Origin of the sequence: Streptomyces sp. NPDC006512, from assembly GCF_040611935.1 — a bacterium.
GTDB lineage: Bacteria > Actinomycetota > Actinomycetes > Streptomycetales > Streptomycetaceae > Streptomyces.
This window is the reverse complement of the sequence record NZ_JBEXPG010000096.1, coordinates 1-21,204: the sequence shown is the minus strand read 5'-3', so window position 1 is coordinate 21,204 and position 21,204 is coordinate 1. Positions and strand designations below refer to the sequence as shown.

The following is a 21,204-nucleotide window of genomic DNA, read 5'->3' as shown; positions in this document are numbered from 1 at the left end:
AAATGCCAAAGACTGCCGGGAAGCCCCCGAAGGAGGGCAGGGGGGAACGACTGCCCAAAGGTTCCGTCAGCGAAGAGCCGAGGGGCCGGGGGCCGGCAGGCCGGGCACACGGCCCCCTCGCGGCCCCTTCCGGGACCACAGCCACTCCCTACCCACCCGAAATGACGACCACGACGTCCTGGGGTGCCGTCAGGCGCGTCAGATCGCTACGCGCTTCTCTCGGCTTAGCGTCCGACGACCGTCCGGGGCTGGTAAGAGGTCCTGAACGTGTGGAGGGATGCGTCAGCCAGTGGATTCGATGTTGCGGACGGCGGTGGTGAATTCGCGGCCGGAGGCGCCCCGGATGTAGGCGATCTCCATCCAGTGCTCGCGGGCGGGCGAGTCCGAGACGTTCTCACCCTGGACTCCGGAAGCGACATCTCGCACGCGGCGGCGCAGGAGGCGAGGGCTCTCGAATGCGGTACGGGCAGCTGCCCTTTTCTGCTCCTAAGGTGTCTAGAGAGGAGAGGGAGTGATCGGTTCGATGACCAGCCAGGACAGCACCCGCCAGCCGAAGTACCAGCGGATCGCCGATGTGCTGAGGACGGCCATCCAGTCGGGCGAGTACGGTCCGGGCGATCGTCTGCCGGGTGAGAACGACCTCATGACCACGTACCACGTGGCACGGATGACCGCACGTCAGGCCCTCGGCGTACTCCAGAACGAAGGTCTCGCGGAGGCGCGCAAGGGTGCCGGAGTCTTCGTCCGGGCGTTCAAGCCGCTGCGGCGGCGCGGCATCCAGCGGCTGGCACAGGAGCAGTGGGGTGCGGGCCGCTCCATCTGGTCCGACGAGACCGAAGACCGAGAGCTCGTCGTCGACGAGGTCGACGTACGCGCAGAAGAGGCTGACGACCGCATCGCGGGCGCCCTCGGCATCGCCCCGGGCTCTCAGGTCTGGGCACGCAGCCGGCGCTTCGTGCTCGACGGCAAGCCGGTGCTCTTCGCGACGTCGTACCTGCCGTCGGACGTCGTCGCCGACTCCGCCATCACCCAACCCGACACCGGCCCCGGCGGAACCTACGCCCGGCTGTCCGAACTGGGACACAAGCCCGTGCACTTCCGGGAGGAAATCCGCTCCCGGATGCCCTCGACCGGAGAGGCCGGACGCCTCTCCCTCTCCATGGGCACACCCGTCATCCAGATCGTCCGCACCGCGTTCGCCGAAGGCGGGCGGGCCGTCGAGGTCAACGAGATGACCCTGGACTCCGCCTCCTACGTGCTGGAGTACGACTTCGACGCCTGATCCCCGTCGAAACCACCGCTCAGTGCGGTCATCAGCCCCAGACGGTCGTCGGACGCTATGCCGAGAGGAGCGCGTAGCGATCTGACGCGTCTGACTGCTCCCCAGGACGTCGTGGTCGTCATTTCGGGTGGGTAGGCGGCGGTCTGGTCCCGGAAGGGGCCGCGAGGGGGCCGTGTGCCCGGCCTGCCGGCCCCCGGCCCCTCGCCTCATCCCTGACGGAACCTTTGGGCAGTCGTTCCCCCCTGCCCTCCTTCGGGGGCTTCCCGGCAGTCTTTGGCATTTCGTTTCGGGCCGGTCGGTCAAGGGTGGCCGAAGGCCATCGCGAAGCGACGCGAACGAAGTGAGCGCCCTTGAGGGACCGGACCGAAACGGAAGGACAGTGGACTGACGGGCAGCCCCCGACACACACCCGACCCCATCGAGTGGGTACCGCCCACCCCCGGCCCCGGCCCGCCGTAGAGGCAGGTTCGGGCCAGGGTTCGGGCTAGGCCGCCTGTAGGGCCAGGGTGGGGGACAGGCGGGCCGCGCGGACGGCTGGGTAGAGGCCGGCGAGGGTGCCTATGCCCAGGGTGGCCGCGAAGCCGCCCGTGACGGCCCAGAGGGGGACCACCCAGGGGAGGTCGCCGGCCCGGGCGTAGACCGCGGTGGCTGCGGCGCCGAGGGCGATGCCCGCGAGTCCGCCGAGGCCGGACAGGAGCAGGGATTCGGTGACGAACTGGATGCGGATCTGCCCCTTCGTGGCGCCGAGGGAGCGGCGCAGGCCGATCTCGTGGCGGCGTTCCAGCACCGAGATGATCATGGTGTTGGCGACGCCGACGCCGCCGACCAGGAGGGCGATCCCGCCCAGGCCGAGCAGGAGGGTGCTGAAGGCGCCCTCGGTGGCGGCCTTCGCCTGGAGGGCGGCGGAGGGGTCGGTCACCGACACCGCGCTCGGGGTCTTCGGGTTGGCCGTCTGCGCCATGAGGGCGCGGACCTGCGCGACCCGGTCGTCCGCCGAGCGTTCGTACACCGCCGTCGGGTGGCCGTCGAAGCCCAGCAGTTCCCGTGCCGCAGACCAGCCGACGAGCGCCGAACGCTCGATCTCGGGTGCCAGCGGCACCGGTTTGAGGATGCCGACCACCGTGAAGTAGCGGCCGCCGATGAAGACCTGCTGGCCCGGCTCCGTGATGCCCAGCCGCTGCGCCGAGACGTTCCCGAGGACCACTGACGGGTAGCGGCCGGTGGCGTCGTTGAGCCAGGCGCCCCGGGCCACGCGGGCGCGCAGGGTGCCCAGCAGGTCGTCCTTGGCGGCCTTGACGACGATGCCGCCGGTCTCCGCCTCCGGGATGTTCTCCGTGCGGCGTACGGACTGTGCCACGTCGCCGGTCGTCCCGACCGACCGGACCCCGTCGATCCGGGCGATCATGCCGGGGGCGTCCTCGGGGAGCTTCGTGTCCTGCCCCGAGAACATGGACTGGCCGGGGGTGGCGACCAGCATGTTCGTGCCCAGCTTGTCGAGTTCCCGGAGCAGCTTGGCCTGGCTCGACGAGGAGATCCCGACCACCGCGATCATCGTCGCGATGCCGATCGCGATGCCGAGCGCCGACAGGAACACCCGCATCGGCCGGGAGCGCAGCCCCGCCGACCCGGCGTGCAGCACGTCGCGCGGGGTGAGCCGGGGCGGGGTGAGCCGGCCGGCGCGCCGGCGCGCGCGGGTCCTCGTACCGGGGACGCCCGGTGCGGCCGCTCCCACAGCGTCCCCCGACCCCACAGCGTCCCCCGACCCCACCGGTTCCCCCGGCCCCATCACGCGGCCTCCGTCCCGGACGGGTTCCGCAGGTCGGCCACTATCTCGCCGTCGCGGATGCGGACCTGCCGGGGCAGGCTCGCGGCGATCTCGTTGTCGTGGGTGATCACGGCGATGGTGGCCCCGTCCTCGTTGAGTTCGCGCAGCAGCTCCATCACCGACCGGCCGGACGCCGTGTCCAGGGCGCCGGTCGGTTCGTCGGCCAGCAGCAGGTCGGGCCGGCCGGCGACGGCGCGGGCGATGGCCACGCGCTGCTTCTGCCCGCCGGACAGCTCGTGCGGCCGGTGGTCCGTGCGGTCGCCGAGTCCGACCCGCTCCAGGGCCGCCGCCGCGCGGCGGCCGCGTTCGGCGCGGGAGAGCCCGGAGTAGAGCAGTCCCTCGGCGACGTTCGCCAGGGCGCTCAGGCCCGGCACCAGGTGGAACGACTGGAAGACGAAGCCGACGTGGCGGGAGCGCAGCGCCGACAGGGCGCGGTCGGACAGGGCCGCGATGTCGTGGCCGGCGATGGCGACGCGGCCGGCGGTCGGCCGGTCGAGGGTGCCGACGATGTGCAGCAGGGTGGACTTGCCGGAGCCGGACGGGCCGACGAGGGCGAGGAGTTCACCGTTCATGACGGTCAGGCCGATCCCGCGCAGGGCCGTGACCCCGCCGGGGTATTCCTTGGTCACCCCGGCCAGTTCCACGACGGGGCGGGCGTGGCGGGCGCGTTCGGCGGGGACGGTGTGGAGTTCCGTGGTCTGGTCGGCCGTCACAGCTTCGGGACCCCCACCCGCATGCCCTCCTTGAGGGAGTCGCCGGTCACCTCTACCCGGCCGTTGCCGAACATGCCGAGCTCGACCTTGACGTCGCGGGTCCGGCCGTCCTCGACGACCTGGACGCCGAAGCCTCCGCCGGGCAGCGCCAGGAGCGCGTTGACCGGTACGGACAGGACGCCCTTGCGGGTCTCGCCGGTCAGCCGCACCGACACCGGGGACTGGTCGGGGCCCTTGACGTCGCCGGGGCTGTCGAAGACGACGCTGACCTCGACCTTCGCCTTCTTGTCGCCGCCTCCGCCTCCGCCGCCCCCGCCTCCGGAGCCGCCGTTCGGGTCGTCCTGGCCGGCCGTGCCGCCCACCGCGTCGATCTTCCCGGTGGCGCTGCCGCCGCCGGGCAGCCGTACGGTCACCTGGTCGCCGGTCCGCGCCGCGTCCGCCTTCGCCGCGTCCAGCTGGAAGCGGGCGATGCGTTCGGTGCCGGTGACGGTCAGCACCGGCTTGCCCGGCCCCGGCTCGTCACCGACGGCCGAGTCGTTCCGTTTGACCCGCTGCGGTCCGGTGGCGAAGGCGATGTCCTCCTTCGCGACCTCGCCCGTCTCCTGCGCCTTGTGGGCCTTCTGCCAGCGCTTCACCGCAGCCGTCGTCCCAGCGGTGAAGGTGCCGTCCGAGGTGTCGAGACCGGTCCCGTAGCCGAGGGCCACCAGGTTCCGCTTCAGCTGTTTGACGTCCTCGCCCTTGTCGCCGGCCTTCAGCGGCCGGTACATGGGCACGGACCCGTACATCAGCCGCACCGGCTTCCCGTTGACCTCGTACAGCTTTCCGTCCCGCTCGACCGCCGCGCCCTCGGAGGCGGTCCAGGTGAGGACCCCCGGGCCCGGCGCGGCCAGCTTGCGTTCCTGCGCGTAGCCGAGGGTGCCCTCCACCTGGAGGCCCGCGCTGAGGTCGCCGCGTTGCACCGGTGCCGTCGCCGGGGGCATGCCGTCGGTGCGCTCCTGCCGGTCGCCGTCCCGCGGGGGCCGGTCGAGGACGGCGTAGCCGCCGCCCGAGACGGCCAGGACGGCCACCAGGGTGCCCGTCAGCCACGTGCCGCGGCGGGCCATCAGGCCGCTTCGCACTTCTTCTGGGCCTCCTCGAAGGCCTTCTCCTGCCCCTGGGGAACCTCGATGCCGCTCTTCATGCCGCCGTGGTACTCGGGGTCCTTGAGGTCCACGCCGTTCTTGCGCATGCACTGGACCCAGCGCAGTTCCTTGTCCTTCTGCTCCTGCGTCGGCTCCTCGCCGGAGCCGGGGGTGCGCATGCCGCAGGCCTTCATGGCCTCTTCCATCTTCTGCGGATCGGCGCCGCCGCCGACGGTCATCCCGTTCGGGTTCTGGCCGGGCTTGGGGTCGGGCGCGTCTATGCCGTGCTCGCGCAGGCACTGGCGCATCTTCACGGCCGCGTCCGCGTCGGCGCCGCCGTTGCCGCCGCCGCTCGCGGAGCCGCCCGTGGCCCCGTCCTTCTTCCCGTCGCTCCCGTCGGACGCGCCGCTGTTCGTGCACGCGGTGACGAAGAGGGTCAGGCCGGTCAGGACGGCGGCCGTGGTCATGGTCAGGGATCGCTTCATGGGCCCGAGCGTGCGGGAAACCGGGATTTCGCTTCTCTCTCGCAGTCCGCTTACAACGGCGAAATGCGGTCCTCCTGTAGAGAGGACGGCATGCGAGTTCTGGTGGTGGAGGACGAGGAGTTCCTCCGGGAGATGATCGCCGAGGGCCTGCGCCGCGACGCGCTGGCCGTCGACGAGGCCGGCGACGGGCTGGAGGCGCTGCGCCGCCTGCGGCTGGGGGAGTACGACGTCCTCGTACTCGACCGCGACCTGCCCGGCCTGCACGGCGACGAGGTGTGCCGCCAGGTGGTGCGCGAGCGGCTGCTGACCCGGGTGCTGATGCTCACCGCCTCCGGGACCGTCCGCGACCGGGTGGAGGGCCTGGGCCTGGGCGCCGACGACTACCTCACCAAGCCGTTCGCCTACGACGAGCTCCTCGCCCGCGTCCTGGCGCTCGGCCGGCGCGCGCACCCGGCGCTGCCGCCCGTACTGGAACGCGCCGGGATCGCCCTCGACACGGCACGCCGCTCCGCGACCCGCGACGGCCACCGCCTGGCCCTCTCGCGCAAGGAGTTCGCCGTGCTGGAGGCGCTGCTGCGCGCCGGGGGCGCGGTGCTGAGCAGCGACGACCTGATCGAGCAGGTGTGGGAGGAGGGCACCGGCTACAGCACCAACGCCGTCCGGGTCACCCTCAGCAAGCTGCGCGCCAAGCTGGGCGAGCCGCCGCTGATCGAGACCGTCCCGGGCGCGGGCTACCGGATCACCGGTCCACGATGAGAGCGGTGCTCCATTCCGAGCGCGCCCGTCTCACCGCGCTCTACGGCGCGCTGCTGCTCCTGGCGGGCGGCGGTCTGGTCGCGCTGGTCAACGTCCTGCTGCGCAAGGGCCTCGGCACGCGGGTCAGCGGGGCGGTCACGACCGTGATGCCCGGGATGCGGATCGACGACGGGGAGGTGGCTCCGGGCCAGAAGGTCTTCGTACCGGCCCAGAAGCTGCCGCCCGGCGTGGCCCCGACCGACGAGCAGCTCGCGCAGTGGGCGGTCACCAAGAACCTGTCCCAGGCCGTCGAGCGGGCGGCGCTGCACGAGCTGACGCTGGTGTCCCTCATCGCCCTGGCCCTGTTCGCGGTGCTGTCGGTGTGGCTGGCCTGGTGGATGGCGGGCCGCGTCCTGCGCCCGGTCGGGGTGATCACCGAGAAGGCGCGCCGGCTGTCGGGGGCCAACCTGCACGAGCGGATCGGGCTCGAGGCCCCGCCCGGTGAGCTGAAGCGGCTGGCCGACACCTTCGACGGGATGCTCGACCGGATGGAGGGCCTGGTCGCGGCGCAGCGCCGGTTCGCCGCGAACGCCGCGCACGAGCTGCGGACGCCCGTCGCGGTGCAGCGGGCGGCCGCCGAGATCGGGCTGGCGGGGGATCCGGAGCCGCAGAAGGTGGCGCGGATCCGGGAGCGGCTGATCGCGGTGGCCGATTCCAGCGAGCACCTCATCGAGTCACTGCTGCTGCTGGCGGTCTCCGAGGAGGGCCTGGAGTCGGCGGAGCCGGTGGACCTGACGGCGCTGACGGCGGCGGAACTGACGGCTGCCCTCCCGGAGGGCGCCACTCCGCCGGCGGGCCATTCCGCTGCCGATCCGACCGGCCACCCCGCCGCCGATCCGGCCGCCGATCCGGCCGCCCGCCCCGGCGCCCCGCCCGGAGCCGGCTCCGGCGCCCCGTCCGGCCTGACCGTCGTACGGGACCTCGCGCCGCTCACGGTGAGCGGTGACGGGACCCTGCTGGGCCATCTGGTCCGCAACCTGCTCGCCAATGCCGTACGTCACAACCGTGCGGGCGGCCGGGTGTCCGTGGCGACCTCCGCCGACGGGGTGCTGACGGTGTCCAACACCGGCCCGGCGATCGCGCCCGCGGACGTCCCGCGCCTCCTGGAGCCGTTCCGCCGTCGGGCGGAACGCCGCCACACGGCAGGTGAGGGCGCCGGCCTCGGTCTGTCGATCGTCGCCTCGATCGCGCGGGCGCACGGTGCGGAGCTGCTCGCCGAGGCCAATCCGGAGCCGGACGGCGGGCTGACGGTACGGGTCCGCTTTCCGGCGGCACCGGGGCCCGGGAGGGCGGGCGTTCGGCGGGACCGATGATCACCTGATGTACGGTCGGTTCAATGAGCAAGCACGCCCGGACCCGCTCCCGGTCCCGCAGCCGTACGCGTCCGCGTTCCGAGGGACGCGCGCAGCGGGCCGTCACCGTCGCCGCGTTCCTGGGGCTGCTGGCCTTCGGGGCCGGCTGGCTGTACGCCCTCCAGGAGCCGCCCGGCGCGCCCGTCCCGCAGACCCGCACGGACGCCCGCCCGCAGGCCCTCCCGGACCGTGCCGCGCGCGGGGTGCAGCGCACCGACCCCCTCCAGGGGCTGCCGCCGGGCCTCAGCGAGGCGACGCGGGCGCGGATCCCCGCGGACTCGCGGCAACTGGTGCTGGTCACGGGCAGGGCCAAGGACTCCTCGGAGTCGGACGTCGCCCTGTACACGCGCACCGCGCCGGGCGCGGACTGGACGCGGGCCGCGCAGTGGGCGGGCCGCAACGGGGCCAAGGGCTGGTCCACCGAGCGCACGTACGGTGACCTGACCTCCCCGCAGGGCGTGTTCTCCCTCACCGACGCGGGCGGTCTGCTGGCCGCGCCGGCCGGCACCCGGCTGCCGTACGACCGGGACGCGGCCTTCGTGGCCTCGGGCCGGGGCGTGAACGGCGAGTCCCTGGCGGGTTCCTTCGACTACGTCGTGGCGATCGACTTCAACCGCCGGCAGGGCGTGTCCCCCCTCGACCCGGCCAAGCCGGACGGCGAGGACAAGGGCGGCAACATCTGGCTCCACGTGGACCACGACGGCCCCTCCCAGGGCTGCGTCGGCGTCCCGAAGGAGGCGATGGAGAGGCTGCTCACCACCTTGGACCCGGCGGCGAAGCCGGTCATCGCGATGGGCCCCGCAGGCTTCTGACCCGGCGTCACCCGGCTGGCAAGCCCACCCGCCCGGGCGTCGGCGACGGCCGCCCCGTCGGTCCCCGGCGCCACACCGGGGCGTACCCCGCCGCCCCGCCCGGCGGCGGACCCCGATCGGCGCGCAGGCGGGCGGTGACCCGGCTCCCGTGACGGGAGCCCCGGGCTCCCCGCCCGCCGCACCCCCGTCCCGCCGCACCTGCGCCACCCCGACCCCCGCCCGTCCGCCGGTGGCGTCCGCCCCCTTGCCTGACGAACCGTCAGCTACGACGATGGCCCCCGCACCCACGAAGCGCACCCACGAAGCGCACCCACGGGACCGGCCGCCAGGCCCGTCCGGCGGACGAAGGCGAGGCGGGCCCCGCATGACACGCGTGTTTCCGGAAGGCCGGCTGGTGTACGGGATGCAGCTCCCGATCCAGTCGCAGAGCACCATCTACGCAGAACCCTGGGAGGCGTCCGCCGGTGCGGCCGACCTCGCCGAGGTGGCCCGCGCCGCGGACCGGTCCGGTTTCGCGTACGTCGCCACCTGCGACCACGTCGCCGTCCCGCGCCGCCTCGCCGGACCCATGAGCACCGTCTGGTACGACCCGGTGGCCACCCTGGCCTTCCTCGCCGGGATCACCGAACGCGTACGCCTCCTGAGCCACGTCGCGATCGTCGGCCTGCGCCACCCGCTGGTCACCGCCAAGCAGTACGCGACGCTCGACCACCTCTCCGGGGGCCGCCTGATCCTCGGGGTCGGGGCCGGGCACGTACAGGAGGAGTTCGAGGTCCTCGGCGTCGACTTCGAGCGCCGCGGCGCCGTCCTCGACGAGACCCTGGACGCGTTGCGGGCCGCCCTGGGCCCCGAGGAGTACCCGGAGTTCGCGGGCGAGCGGTTCGCCTTCCGGGACCTCGGCCAGCTGCCCCGGCCCGCCCAGGCGAGGATCCCCGTCTGGATCGGCGGCTCCTCGCCGGCCGCGGTGCGCCGGGCGGCCGTGCGCGGTGACGGCTGGCTGCCGCAGGGCGATCCGCGGGAGAAGATCCCCGCGCAGGTCGCCCGGATCCGTGAACTGAGGGCGGCGGCCGGGGTCACCGGTCCCCTGGAGGTCGGCGCGATCACCGAGGCGCTGTACGTCGGGGAGCCCGCGTGGGACACCGGCCGCCGCGCCCTGACCGGCAAGGCGGAGGCGCTCGCCGAGTCCCTCCGGGAGTACGCGGCGCTCGGCGTCGACCAGATCCAGGTCCGCTTCCGCAGCCGCGACCGGGACGAACTCGTGGACCAGATCACCGCTTTCGGGGCCGAGGTGGCCCCGCTCCTCAACGACTAGGGGCGTACGCATGGGCAAGCTGGACGGGCGCGTCGTCATCATCACCGGTGCGGCGCGCGGCCAGGGCGAGCAGGAGGCGCGCCTCTTCGCCGCCGAGGGCGCCAAGGTGCTGCTGGGTGACGTACTGGACGAGCAGGGGGCCGCCGTCGCCAAGGAGATCGGCGAGGACCGGGCGCGGTACGTACGCCTGGACGTGAGCCGCGAGGAGGACTGGGCGGCCGCCGTCGCCGCGGCGGGGGAGGCCTTCGGGCCGGTGAGTGGCCTGGTCAACAACGCGGGGATCCTGCGCTTCAACGAGCTGACCGCGACCCCGCTGGAGGAGTTCCAGCAGGTGGTCCAGGTGAACCAGGTCGGGGCCTTCCTCGGCATCAAGACGGTCGCCCCCGAGATCGAGGCGGCCGGCGGGGGCACCATCGTCAACACCTCCTCGTACACGGGTCTGACGGGCATGGCGTACGTCGGCACGTACGCGGCGACCAAGGCGGCGATCCTCGGGCTGACCCGGGTGGCGGCGCTGGAGTTGGCGGCGAAGGGCATCCGCGTCAACGCCATGTGCCCGGGGGCCGTGGACACCCCCATGGCCAATCCTGGCCTCCTCGACCCGGCCGGGATCACGGACGAGGCGCGGGAGTCGATGGCGGCGCTGTACCGGCGGGTCGTGCCGATGGGGCGGGTGGGGCGGCCGGAGGAGATCGCGCGGCTGGCCCTGTTCCTGACCGGCGAGGACTCCTCGTACATCACCGGCCAGCCGTTCGTCATCGACGGCGGCTGGATGGCCGGGGTCAGCATCCTGTAGGGGGCGGCCGGCCTCCCCTCCACCATTATCTGATGGAGCGTCAGGTATTGACGCTCGCACCTCCACGGTGGAACAGTCGGGACATCAAATCTGACGCAGCGTCAGAAATCAAAGGACGGTGAACCCCCTTGGAATTCGGGCTCTTCGTGCAGGGATACGTGGCCGAGTCACGGTCCAGGGTCGACCCCGAGGCAGAGCACAAGGCGCTGATCGAGGAGACCGAGTACGTCATCCAGGCCGACAAGTCGGGCTTCAAGTACGCCTGGGCCTCCGAACACCACTTCCTGGAGGAGTACTCCCACCTCTCCGCGAACGAGGTGTTCCTCGGCTACCTCGCGCACGCCACCGAGCGCATCCACCTCGGCTCCGGCATCTTCAACCCCCTCGCACCGGTGAACCACCCGGTGAAGGTCGCCGAGAAGGTCGCCATGCTCGACCACCTCTCCAAGGGCCGCTTCGAATTCGGCACCGGCCGCGGCGCGGGCAGCCACGAGATCCTCGGATTCCTGCCCGGCATCGAGGACATGAACGGCACCAAGGAGATCTGGGAGGAGACCATCGCGGAGTTCCCCAAGATGTTCCTCCAGGAGGAATACGAGGGGTTCCAGGGCAAGCACTGGTCACTGCCCCCGCGCAAGATCTTCCCCAAGCCGTACGGCAAGGCCCACCCGGCCATGTGGTACGCCGCCGGCTCCCCCTCCTCCTACGCCATGGCGGCGAAGAAGGGCCTCGGCGTCCTCGGCTTCAGCGTCCAGAAGGTCTCCGACATGGAGTGGGTGCTGGAGCAGTACAAGACGGCCATCCAGGAGGCGAAGGCCATCGGCGCCTTCGTCAACGACAACGTCATGGTCACCTCCACCGCGATCTGCGCCGAGACCCACGACAAGGCCGTCGAGATCGCCGTCAACGCGAACATGAACCGCTTCCAGTCGCTGGTCTTCCGCTACCACGACACCTTCCCGCGGCCCGAGGCCATCCCGCAGTGGCCCGAACTGCTCCCCGAGTACAACGCCGAGATCATCGAGCTGCTGATCGCCGAGGAACTGATGATCTGCGGAGACCCCTCCGAGGTCCTCCAGCAGTGCAAGCGCTGGGAACAGGCCGGCGCCGACCAGCTGTCCTTCGGCCTGCCGACCGGAGTCTCGTACGAGGACACGATGAACACCATCAAGCTCCTCGGCGAACACGTCATCCCCGAGATCGACACCGACCCGGTCCACCGCACCACCCGCTTCCGCGAGGCCGCCGGATCCTGACGGCCCCCCGCACGGGGGCGGCGCCTTCCCGGACCGCCGCCCCGCTCCGGCCCCGGCCGGAGGCCGCCACGGCCGCGGCCGGCCAGGCGGCCCCCGGCCGGGGCAGCGGCGCGTACGCCGCGACCACACCGCACCGCCGAAGGGACGCCATGCTCGACCACCTGATCAAGGGCGCCACCGTCGTGGACGGCACCGGCGCCCCCGCGTACGTCGCCGACGTCGGCATACGGGACGGCCGGATCGTCGCCATCGGCGACCCCGGCACCGTCACCGAAGGGGCCCGCACCACCGAGGACGCCACCGGCCTCGTCCTGACCCCCGGCTTCATCGACCCGCACACCCACTACGACGCCCAGCTGTTCTGGGACCCGTACGCCACCCCCTCCATGAACCACGGCGTCACCACCGTCGCCGGCGGCAACTGCGGCTTCACCCTCGCCCCGCTCCACCCCGACCGCCCCGAGGACGCCGACTACACCCGCCGCATGATGAGCAAGGTCGAGGGCATGGCCCTCAAGGCCCTCGAAGAAGGCGTCGACTGGACCTGGTCCACGTTCGGCGAATACCTCGACGCCCTCGAAGGCCGCATCGCCGTCAACGCCGGATTCATGGTCGGCCACTGCGCCCTGCGCCGCCACGTCATGGGCGAGGACGCCGTCGGCGGACAGCCCACCCCCGAGCAGATGCAGCAGATGCTCGACCTCTTCCACGACGCCATGAACGCCGGCGCCTGGGGCCTGTCCACCACCCAGTCCTCCACCCACTCCGACGGCTCCGGCGCCCCCGTCGCCTCCCGCCACGCCGGGCCCGCCGAACTCCTCGCCCTGTCCCGCGCCGTCGCCGACCACGAGGGCACCCAGCTCGAAGCCATCGTCGCGGGCTGCCTCGACCAGTTCTCCGACGAGGAGATCGACCTCTTCGTCGACATGAGCGCCGCCGCCGGCCGGCCCCTCAACTGGAACGTCCTCACCATCGACGCCTCCGTCCCCGAACGCGTCCCGCGCCAGCTGATCCCCAGCGAACGCGCCCGCAAGGCAGGCGGCCGCATCGTCGCCCTCACCATGCCGATCCTCACCCCCATGAACATGTCGCTCGGCACCTTCTGCGCGCTCAACCTCATCCCCGGCTGGGGCGAGGTCCTCGGCCTGCCCGTCCCCGAACGCATCGCGAAGCTCCGCGACGCCGGCGTACGCGCCGAGATGCTCCGCCGCGCCGACAGCAAGGAAGCCGGCGTCTTCCGCCGCCTCGCGAACTTCGGCCGCTACGTCATCGGCGACACGTACAGCAAGGAGAACGAGGGCCTCTCCGGCCGCGTCGTCAACGACATCGCCGCCGAACGCGGCCAGGACCCCTTCCACTGCCTCGTCGAGATCTGCGCCAACGACGACCTGCGCACCGTCCTGTGGCCGATGCCCACCGACAACGACCCCGCCAGCTGGACCCTGCGCCAGGAAACCTGGCAGCACGAGGACGTCATGCTCGGCGGCTCCGACGCCGGCGCCCACCTGGACCGGATGTGCGGCGCCCCCTACACGACCCGCTTCCTCGGCGACTGCCTGCGCGGCCGCAAGCTGGTCCCGCTGGAACAGGCCGTACGGATGCTCACCGACGACCCCGCCCAGCTCTTCGGCCTGCGCGAACGCGGCCGGATCAGCGAAGGCTGGCACGCCGACCTCGTCCTCTTCGACCCCGAACGCATCGACGCCGGCCCCGCCACCCTCGTCCACGACCTGCCCGGTGACAGCCCGCGCCTCGACGCGCGCGCCATCGGCATCGTCTCCGTACGCGTCAACGGCGTCGAGACCATCCGCGACGACCAGGTGACCGGCGCGATCCCCGGGACCGTCCTGCGCTCCGGCCGGGACACGAGGACGGTGAGCACCCGATGACGGATCCGCAGCGGCTCTACATCGGCGGGGAATGGGTGGAACCCGCGGGCGGCCACTACGAGGTGATCGACCCGGCGGACGAATCGGTGGTCGGGCTCGCCCCCGAGGCCTCCCGCGCCCAGGTCCAGGAGGCGGCCCGCGCCGCCGCCGAGGCCTTCACCTCCTGGTCGCGCACCCGGCCCGAGGAACGGGCGGCGATCCTCGACCGGGCCGCGGACATCATCCAGCGGGAGTACGAACCGTGGGCGGCGCTGGCCCAGGCGGAGACCGGCGCCCCCACCGGCATCGCCCGCGGCATGCAGGTCGGGGTGGGCGCGGCCCGCTTCCGCCGGTACGCGAAGGGCGCCCTGGAACCCGTGGAACGGGGCCTTCCACCACAGGTCACCGCGGCCGGGCCGATGGGGAAGGCCGCCGTCCTGGGCGCGCTGGAGGTCCGTCAGCCGGTCGGCGTGGTCACCTGCATCACCTCGTACAACAACCCGTGGGCGAACCCCGCGGGCAAGGTGGCCCCGGCGCTCGCCATGGGCAACACGGTCGTCGTCAAACCCGCCCCGCAGGACCCCCTGTCGGTGTTCAAGATGGCCGAGGCCCTCGCGGAGGCCGGGGTGCCGCCGGGCGTGGTCAACGTCGTGAACGGGCAGTCCGTCGAGGTCGGCGAGGCCGCCGTGGACTCCCCGGACGTGGACATGGTGTCCTTCACCGGCTCCACCGCCGTCGGCCAGCGCATCGCGGAGGTCTGCGGCCGCACGATGAAGCGGCAGCTGATGGAACTCGGCGGCAAGGGCGCGGCGATCGTCCTGGACGACGCCGACCTGGACGCGGCCGTGATGGGCATCGGGACGACCTTCTCCTTCTACTCCGGCCAGATATGCACCGCACCGACCCGGGTGATCGCCCACCGCTCCGTCTACGAGCAGCTGATCGAGAAGCTGACCGGCTACCTGGCCTTCATGAAGGTCGGCCACCCGGGGGAGCGGGGCACGGTGGTCGGCCCGGTGATCTCGGCCGCGCACCGGGACCGCGTGGAGTCCTACGTCGAGCTCGGCAGGAAGGAAGGGGCGCGGCTCGCGTACGGAGGCGAGCGGCCGGTGGTCGGCGACGGCCGGGGCTTCTACGTCGCGCCGACCCTCCTCGTCGACTGCACGAACGACATGCGGGTGGTCCGCGAGGAGGTCTTCGGCCCGGTCGTGGTGGTCGTCCCCTTCGACGGGGGCGAGGAGGAGGCGGTCGCGCTGGCCAACGACAGCGACTTCGGCCTGATCAGCTACGTGTGGTCCGGGGACTCGGCGCGCGCCTTCCGCGTGGCCCGGCAACTGCGTGCGGGCGGGGTCGGGGTGAACACCATCGGCCGGAACATGGAGGCGCCGTTCGGCGGCTTCAAGCGCTCGGGCGTGGGCCGGGACGTGGGCTCGTACGCCCTGCACGCGTACAGCGAGATCCAGTCGATCGTCTGGACCGGCTGAGACGGGCCGGGGCGGGGTCCGGCCGGGAGCGGGGCGCTCCCGGCCGGACCCCGTCCTGCGCTCAGGAGGGCGGCGGCCAGTCGTAGCCGAGGGATTCGGCGAGCTCGCGGCTGCCGCCGCCGAGGACGGCGAAGTCCTTCGGGTCGGACACGGCGATCCTCTCCAGGGCGGCGGCAGCCCGGGCCTGCGGCCCGCTGCCGTCGTCGGGCAGGTCCCACTGGAAGTACAGGGACCCCTCGGCTCCGGGCGGCGAGAACGCGAACTGCGCCGTCACCGTGTCCGGATCGCGCCAGCCGGTGGAGACCCAGCTCTGCCCGAGCCCCCACCGGCCCAGCAGCTCCGGCCGCTCCCGCAGACCCGCGGTGATCAGCCGTGCCGCGCTGCGGGCCGGCCAGCACCAGGACTCGTCCTTCTCGGCGCGCTCGACCTCGGCGTCGTAGGCAGCCGCGTCGAAGCGGTACTCGGGCGGCGGCGGGCCGGCCGCCCCGCGCCAGCCGCCCCACACCACCTCGGGGCCGTCCCGGCGGATCGTCACGTACAGGGCGCCGCAGCAGCCCTCGGTGCAGTCCGCCTCGGCGAGCCGCACCTCCCGCGGCCGGGGTCCGGCGCGCAGGAGGCCGCTGTCGAGCAGGTCCTCGGGCGGGCCGCCCGGCCCCTTTCCGAACAGCGCGGGCAACAGCGGCCGGCCGTCGACGAGGATCCGGGTCTCGACGCGGTTCGAGTCCGGGGACTCCTGGACGACGGCCACCTCCCAGCGCGGGTGCGCGCCCGCCGCCGCGGTCCGGGCGAACGGCTTGCGCCCGGTGCGCCGGATCCAGTCCGCGCGGCGCCCCCCGCCGTGGGGTCCGGGGTCCCACGCGGGCCCGGCCAGCAGCCGCTCCAGGCGGTCGAGCAGCGCCTCCCGCCGGAATGGCCGCCAGTCCAGCAGCGCGGCGGGGCCGCTGTGCAGGTCGAGGGCGGTCGACAGGAGCAGCTCGTGGAGCTCCGGGGCCGGGTCCGGCAGCCCGGCCTGCCCGAGGAAGTACGCGTACGCGGACCGGGCGGGCAGGTAGTCGAGGATGTCGGGCCGGTGCTCCAGTTGGCCGCACATCCCGTGCAGCAGGCGGCCCGCCGCGACGATCAGTGCGGTGTCCCCGGGCCGGGAGCGCAGCAGAGCGTCGAGGTCGGCGGCCTCGGCGACGCGCCGGGCGAGCCACAGGGCCCGGGGGTCGTCCGGTACCGCGATCAGTGCGTCCCGGACGGCCTCCGGGTCGCCGGCGGTGATCGCGGCGGTCAGCGGTGCCAGCGCCCGGGACCGGTCCCGGCGGCGGATGACCAGCAGGGCGGCGGCCTGCCGGTCGAGCGGGTCGAGGGCCGCGGCGGCCGCCTGTTCGAGGCCGCGCAGCGTTCCGAGGGCCTGGAGGCAGGGCACGTCCTCGGGTTCGCCGAGGCGGATCAGGAGGGTGATGCCGACGCCGACGGCCGCCGCGTCGGTACCGGTACGGGTCAGCCGGCGGGCGGTGCGCCGGGCGGCGTCCTCGTCGGTCAGCGGGAGCAGGGCGGTGGCCGCGCGGAGGGTGCGGTGGGGCATCGCCAGCTCCGAGACCCGCCGGTGGACGGCCCCGGCGGCGCGCACGGGGTCGGGGTCGGCCAGGAGGTCCGTGAGCGCGGCGGTGACGTCGGCCCGTGCCCGTTCCCAGGTCAGGCCCTTGCGGCCGGATTCCGGCGGGGACCCGTCCGGTAGGGGACGGCCTGCGCGCGGGAGCGGGGCGTCCGGCTCGACGGCGTGCACGAAGAGTGCGTGGTCGTAGAGGGAGGTGGGCCGGGGGCCGAGCGGCTCGCGCTCGTCGCGGGCGCTCACCGGGCGGGGTGGGACTCGATTCCGTAGGTCATGGGAGCAGGGTGGCAGGCGGGGTCAGGGCGCGTCCAGCGAGAAAACGGCCTCGCCCCGGACCCGCCCGTTGACCTGGAGCTGCACCATGTGTTCGCCCGAGTGGTAGCGGCGGGTGGTGATCGGCTTGAAGGAGTGCCGCCTGGTGCCGGCGAGGGTTTCGCCGGGGGCCAGCGCGCGGGTGACGAGCTTGAACACCTTGGGGGTGCGGGTGCCGTTCGCCTTCGTGTGGTGCACGACGTAGTCGACCACCAGCTCGGCGGGGAGCGGGCCGGTGTTGGTGACGGCGTAGTCGAAGACGAGGTACTCCCCGACGGTGACGCGCGGGGTGGTGACCACGGGCCCGCGGACGGAGACCGGCGCGTCCGGGGAGTGGCCGAGGACGGTCAGCGCCTCGGGCCGGCCCGCCTTGACCAGGGTGCGCAGCCCGTGGCGTACGACGCGGTCGGTGGTGGCCGTGGGCCCGGCCAGCCAGCGGGCGGCGGTCTCGACCGCGAGGGCGGGGTGGTCGCGGCTGATGTCGTTGAGGTGGTTGGAGACGGAGCGGCGCACGTACTCCGACTCGTCGCGGTAGAGGGCGTCCAGTACGGGCAGGGCCGGGCGCGGGTCGGCGATGAACGCGGGCAGCTGCGGGGCCCACGGCAGCCGCGGCCGGGTGCCCTCGCTGGCGAGGCGGCGCACGTGCGGGTCCGGGTCGTCCGTCCACTTCTGTACGACGGCCAGGGCGCGGGCCGGGTCGGCGCGCAGGAAGGGCCGTACGGCGGATTCGGCGGTCAGCCGGGTGGTGAGGTCGCGCAGCAGCGCCAGTCCGGGCTCGAACGCCTCCAGCCCGCGCACGGCGACGGCCTCGTTGACGGGGAAGGTCATCCACCCCTGGAAGCCGGGGTCGGCCAGGGCCGTGCGGACGACGGCCTCGAAGCCGGTCCAGTCGGCGGGGAGGTCGGCGAGGACGGCGTCGCGGACGGCGGTGACGCGGCCGCTGAACGTCAGCCCGTCGAGTGCGTCGGCACGGGCGCGCAGGGCCGGTGCGGCCCGGCGGCCGCCCGCCCGGGCGAGCAACCGAGCCAGGTTACTGACGGTATCCGCGCTGAGGAGCTCATCGGCCGTGGGCATGGGGCCAGTCTTGCGGATGGTGCCCCGGTTTGGTGGGGCCGGAAAATTCGCGCGGGAAAGTTTTGAATGGGGCAAAACGGACACGGCTGCGGTTTCCGCATTCCGGAAGGTTCGGTGCAGCGCCTGTCTATGGGGGGATAGATGCCTGAGTGAACCTTGCATTGCGCGCGTGTGAACTCTGTCGATCTCGAGATTCCAAGGGATTTAGCCCTGTGAAGTACTGGACTTAAGCCTTCCGAATGAGGAAACCGCAGCATCTAACGTCCTGACCCATGACACAGCTGGACGTTCGGCCTCGGGTCGGAGACACGGTAAGCGGCGTCGCCGAGGGCGACGTTCGCGGCAAGGGCCTCGGCAAGGGGTCCGTCGGACTGGTGGGAAGCGCCGTCATCGGCATCTCCACCGTCGCCCCCGTCTACTGCCTGACCTCGACCCTCGGCTCCACCGCCGGTGAGGTCGGAGTCCAGATGCCGGCGGTCTTCCTCGCCGGCTTCCTGCCGATGCTCCTGGTCGCCTTCGCGTACCGCGAGCTCAACAAGGCCATGCCGGACTGCGGCACCTCCTTCACCTGGACGGTCAAGGCCTTCGGCCCCCGCATCGGCTGGATGTGCGGCTGGGGACTGGTGATCGCCACGATCATCGTCCTCTCCAACCTGGCCGGCGTCGCCACCTCCTACTTCTGGCTCCTGGCCGGCGAGATCACCGGCAACGCCTCGATCGCCGCCCTGGACGACAACAAACTCGTCCACATCGCCACCTGCCTCACCCTGATCGCCGCCGCGACCGCCATCAGCTACCGCGGCATGACCGCCACCAAGGGCGTCCAGTACACCCTCGTAGGCCTCCAGCTCGCGGTCCTCGCCATCTTCGTCGCGATGGCCTTCCAGAAGGCCTCCGCCGGCAGCTTCGACACCGGCCTGGACTTCTCCTGGTCCTGGATGAACCCCTTCGCGGTCGAGTCCATGGCGGCCTTCACCGCCGGACTCTCGCTCTCGATCTTCATGTACTGGGGCTGGGACGCCTGCCTGGCCACCAACGAGGAGACCACCGGCTCCGCCAAGACCCCCGGCCGCGCCTCGCTCATCGCCATGGTCGTCCTCGTCGGCTCCTACCTGGCCACCGGCATCGCCGCCCAGATGGCCGTCGGCTCCGGCGCCGCGGGCCTCGGCCTCGGCAACCCGGAGACCTCCGACAACGTCTTCGCCGCCCTCGCCGGCCCCGTCATGGGCCCGATGCTCGGCATCCTGCTCTTCGTCGCGGTCCTCGCCTCGGCGACGGCCTCGCTCCAGACCACCTTCATCCCGGTGGCCCGCACGGTCCTCGCCATGTCGACCTACGAGGCCCTGCCGCCCTCCTACGCCAAGGTCCACGAGCGGTTCAAGACCCCGGGCCGCGCCACCGTCATGGCGGGCGTCGCCACCGGCGTCTTCTACACCGTGATGACCCTGGTCAGCGAGAACGTCCTCACCGACACGATCTTCGCGCTCGGCCTGATGATCTGCTTCTACTACTCGCTGACGGCCTTCGCCTGCGCCTGGTACTTCCGCGGCGAACTGCGCCGCTCCGCCCGCGACCTGTTCTTCAAGGGCGTCTTCCCGGTCCTCGGCGGCCTGCTCCTCGCGGCGGTCTTCTGCAAGACCCTGATCGACATGTGGAACCCCTCCTACGGATCCGGTTCCACCGTCCTCGGCGTCGGCAGCGTCTTCGTCATCGGCGTCGGCCTGCTCGCCCTCGGCCTGGTCATCATGATCGTCACCGAACGCCGCAGCCCCGCCTTCTTCCGCGGCGAGGTCCTCACCAAGTCCACCCCGGCCCTGGTGGTCGAGGACTGACCTGGGGGCGGTCTGGTGGGGCGGTCCGGTGGGGCGCTCCGTTGGGGGTCCGCTGCGGTGATCTGCTGCGGCGCTCCGTTGGGGCGGTCCGCTGCGGCGGTCCGTTGCGGCGATCCCGCCGTGTCATACCTGCGGGCCCGCGGCCCTCGACCGGTTCCGACCGGTGGGGGGCCGCGGGCCCGCGTAGGTGTGTGTGGTGGGGGGTGGGGGAGTACCCGTTGTGCTGGTTCGTTGTGGGGACCGGTTGGGGTGATCGGTCGTGGTGACCCGTCGTTGGGACCGGTTGGGGTGACTGGTTGAGGTGATCGGTCGCAGTGACCCCGGGAGCGTCGGGGTCGTTGGGCGGGGCATGAATGCCATGAAGCGCACCCTTTCCGCCCTGGTCCTCTCCGGCGGCGCCGCACTCGCACTCACCCCCGTCGCCGCCCACGCCGACGAGGCACCGGTCCAGGCGCCGCCCATCACCCAGCGCGTCACCGACATCGTCGACCACCCCGGACAGGCCGTTCAGGACACGAAGACGGCCGTCGCCGTGACCTCCCAGGCGGCCGGCACCGCCTCCAAGGGCACCGAGGCGGCCCTGTCAGGCGCCGGAGGCGCCCTGTCGGGCGGACTGCCGAAGGCGCCGAGCGTCCGCTGACGCTGAGGGCTGGGGGCCGCCGGGGACCCCGGCGGTCAGCCCCAGGTGCGGGAGCAGAGCACCAGGCGGTAACCGTCGGGGTCCATGACCGTGACCCCGTACTCGTCCCAGTACGGGTTGTGGGACGCCACCCGGGTCCCACCGCAATCGATCAGGCGCCGCACCAGGTCCTCGTCGGGGGCCTCCCCGAGGTAGACGACGAACAGGTCGTCGACCGTGGGGGTGGGGGTGAGGGGGCTCTCGGGATCCAGGGTGAGCTCGAAGTGCCACCCGCCCCCGGGCGGCCCGACCATCACGAGATCGTGCTTCCCGGGCACGTGCCCGGAGGTCCGCCACAGGACGTCGAGCCCGAGCCCGTCCACGTAGAACCGCTCGGCGGCCTGCAAGTCGAGGGACGGCCGCGCGACGCGGATGTGAGTCCGTGAATCGATCATTCGGGCAGGCTACGGCGAGCCGGCGTCAAGGGATTCGACGGAGCAGGGGATGTGTCAGGTGGCCGGGGCCGGGGGTGGGCGGTGCTCCCTCGGTGGGGTCGGGTGTGTGTCGGGGGCTTCCCGTCAGTCCACTGTCCTTCCGTTTCGGTCCGGTCCCTCAAGGGCGCTCACTTCGTTCGCGTCGCTTCGCGATGGCCTTCGGCCACCCTTGACC

At 72.7% G+C, this 21,204-nt stretch carries 18 protein-coding genes and 1 pseudogene; 11 read left to right on the top strand and 8 right to left on the bottom strand.

Annotated elements, in window-relative coordinates; all coding sequences use genetic code 11:
- Positions 1 to 282 precede the first annotated feature (282 nt).
- Positions 283 to 426, bottom strand: a complete 144-nt coding sequence (locus ABZZ17_RS38060) for a hypothetical protein (RefSeq protein ID WP_356883628.1) — start codon at positions 424 to 426, stop codon at positions 283 to 285.
- A gap of 97 nt (positions 427 to 523) precedes the next feature.
- Here ABZZ17_RS38060 and ABZZ17_RS38055 point away from each other — a divergent pair, with 97 nt between their 5' ends.
- Positions 524 to 1,282 (top strand): GntR family transcriptional regulator, encoded by a 759-nt coding sequence (locus tag ABZZ17_RS38055; protein ID WP_356883626.1) that lies wholly within the window; start codon positions 524 to 526, stop codon positions 1,280 to 1,282.
- Positions 1,283 to 1,766: 484 nt separating this feature from the next.
- On the opposite strand, the gene ABZZ17_RS38050 is transcribed toward ABZZ17_RS38055, so the two are convergent.
- The 4 genes from ABZZ17_RS38050 to ABZZ17_RS38035 all read right to left on the bottom strand — a co-directional run bounded on the left by ABZZ17_RS38050 (position 1,767) and on the right by ABZZ17_RS38035 (position 5,426).
- Positions 1,767 to 2,921 (bottom strand): ABC transporter permease, encoded by a 1,155-nt coding sequence (locus ABZZ17_RS38050; RefSeq protein WP_356883632.1) that lies wholly within the window; start codon positions 2,919 to 2,921, stop codon positions 1,767 to 1,769.
- A 146-nt stretch (positions 2,922 to 3,067) separates the two neighbouring features.
- Entirely contained in the window at positions 3,068 to 3,751 is a 684-nt protein-coding gene (locus ABZZ17_RS38045) for an ABC transporter ATP-binding protein (RefSeq protein ID WP_356883630.1), read from the bottom strand.
- Between the two features lie 65 nt (positions 3,752 to 3,816).
- Positions 3,817 to 4,938, bottom strand: a complete 1,122-nt coding sequence (locus tag ABZZ17_RS38040) for an efflux RND transporter periplasmic adaptor subunit (protein WP_356883624.1) — start codon at positions 4,936 to 4,938, stop codon at positions 3,817 to 3,819.
- Complete coding sequence (locus ABZZ17_RS38035) at positions 4,923 to 5,426, bottom strand: hypothetical protein (RefSeq protein WP_356883622.1); 504 nt, start codon at positions 5,424 to 5,426, stop codon at positions 4,923 to 4,925. The genes ABZZ17_RS38040 and ABZZ17_RS38035 overlap by 16 nt, the downstream gene beginning before the upstream one ends.
- 90 nt (positions 5,427 to 5,516) lie before the next feature.
- On the opposite strand from ABZZ17_RS38035, the gene ABZZ17_RS38030 reads away from it, so the two are divergent.
- The 8 genes and pseudogenes from ABZZ17_RS38030 to ABZZ17_RS37995 all read left to right on the top strand — a co-directional run bounded on the left by ABZZ17_RS38030 (position 5,517) and on the right by ABZZ17_RS37995 (position 15,101).
- Positions 5,517 to 6,182, top strand: coding sequence for a response regulator transcription factor (locus ABZZ17_RS38030; protein WP_356883620.1), 666 nt, complete (start codon positions 5,517 to 5,519; stop codon positions 6,180 to 6,182).
- Positions 6,179 to 7,534 carry an ATP-binding protein gene (locus ABZZ17_RS38025; protein ID WP_356883618.1) on the top strand — a complete coding sequence of 452 codons (1,356 nt, stop codon included), beginning with the start codon at positions 6,179 to 6,181 and terminating at the stop codon, positions 7,532 to 7,534. Before ABZZ17_RS38030 ends, ABZZ17_RS38025 begins: the two co-directional genes overlap by 4 nt.
- Before the next feature lie 23 nt (positions 7,535 to 7,557).
- The gene (locus ABZZ17_RS38020) at positions 7,558 to 8,385 is read left to right on the top strand and encodes a hypothetical protein (protein ID WP_356883616.1); all 828 of its coding nucleotides are present in this window, start codon (positions 7,558 to 7,560) and stop codon (positions 8,383 to 8,385) included.
- Positions 8,386 to 8,749: 364 nt separating this feature from the next.
- A complete protein-coding gene (locus ABZZ17_RS38015) occupies positions 8,750 to 9,697 on the top strand; it encodes an LLM class F420-dependent oxidoreductase (protein WP_356883614.1) in 948 nt (315 codons plus the stop codon).
- A gap of 10 nt (positions 9,698 to 9,707) precedes the next feature.
- The gene (locus ABZZ17_RS38010; protein WP_356883613.1) at positions 9,708 to 10,493 is read left to right on the top strand and encodes a glucose 1-dehydrogenase; all 786 of its coding nucleotides are present in this window, start codon (positions 9,708 to 9,710) and stop codon (positions 10,491 to 10,493) included.
- Positions 10,494 to 10,621: 128 nt separating this feature from the next.
- Positions 10,622 to 11,749 carry an LLM class flavin-dependent oxidoreductase gene (locus ABZZ17_RS38005; protein WP_356883612.1) on the top strand — a complete coding sequence of 376 codons (1,128 nt, stop codon included), beginning with the start codon at positions 10,622 to 10,624 and terminating at the stop codon, positions 11,747 to 11,749.
- Between the two features lie 134 nt (positions 11,750 to 11,883).
- Positions 11,884 to 13,638, top strand: a pseudogene (locus tag ABZZ17_RS38000) (D-aminoacylase); the annotation flags it as partial.
- Positions 13,635 to 15,101, top strand: a complete 1,467-nt coding sequence (locus ABZZ17_RS37995) for an aldehyde dehydrogenase family protein (protein ID WP_356883610.1) — start codon at positions 13,635 to 13,637, stop codon at positions 15,099 to 15,101. The pseudogene ABZZ17_RS38000 and the gene ABZZ17_RS37995, both read left to right, overlap by 4 nt.
- A 61-nt stretch (positions 15,102 to 15,162) precedes the next feature.
- On the opposite strand, the gene ABZZ17_RS37990 is transcribed toward ABZZ17_RS37995, so the two are convergent.
- Both ABZZ17_RS37990 and ABZZ17_RS37985 read right to left on the bottom strand, forming a co-directional pair.
- Positions 15,163 to 16,941 (bottom strand): hypothetical protein, encoded by a 1,779-nt coding sequence (locus ABZZ17_RS37990; RefSeq protein ID WP_356883608.1) that lies wholly within the window; start codon positions 16,939 to 16,941, stop codon positions 15,163 to 15,165.
- A 54-nt stretch (positions 16,942 to 16,995) separates the two neighbouring features.
- Entirely contained in the window at positions 16,996 to 18,084 is a 1,089-nt protein-coding gene (locus tag ABZZ17_RS37985) for a DNA alkylation repair protein (RefSeq protein ID WP_356883606.1), read from the bottom strand.
- A 272-nt stretch (positions 18,085 to 18,356) separates the two neighbouring features.
- Here ABZZ17_RS37985 and ABZZ17_RS37980 point away from each other — a divergent pair, with 272 nt between their 5' ends.
- Together ABZZ17_RS37980 and ABZZ17_RS37975 are read left to right on the top strand one after the other, a co-directional pair.
- Positions 18,357 to 19,916 (top strand): APC family permease, encoded by a 1,560-nt coding sequence (locus ABZZ17_RS37980; protein WP_356883604.1) that lies wholly within the window; start codon positions 18,357 to 18,359, stop codon positions 19,914 to 19,916.
- Positions 19,917 to 20,274: 358 nt separating this feature from the next.
- Positions 20,275 to 20,556, top strand: coding sequence for a hypothetical protein (locus ABZZ17_RS37975; protein WP_356883603.1), 282 nt, complete (start codon positions 20,275 to 20,277; stop codon positions 20,554 to 20,556).
- Positions 20,557 to 20,591: 35 nt separating this feature from the next.
- Here the strand turns inward: ABZZ17_RS37975 and ABZZ17_RS37970 are convergent, their stop codons facing one another.
- On the bottom strand, positions 20,592 to 20,990 hold the full coding sequence (locus tag ABZZ17_RS37970) for a VOC family protein (protein ID WP_356883601.1): 399 nt from the start codon (positions 20,988 to 20,990) through the stop codon (positions 20,592 to 20,594).
- Positions 20,991 to 21,204: the final 214 nt, after the last annotated feature.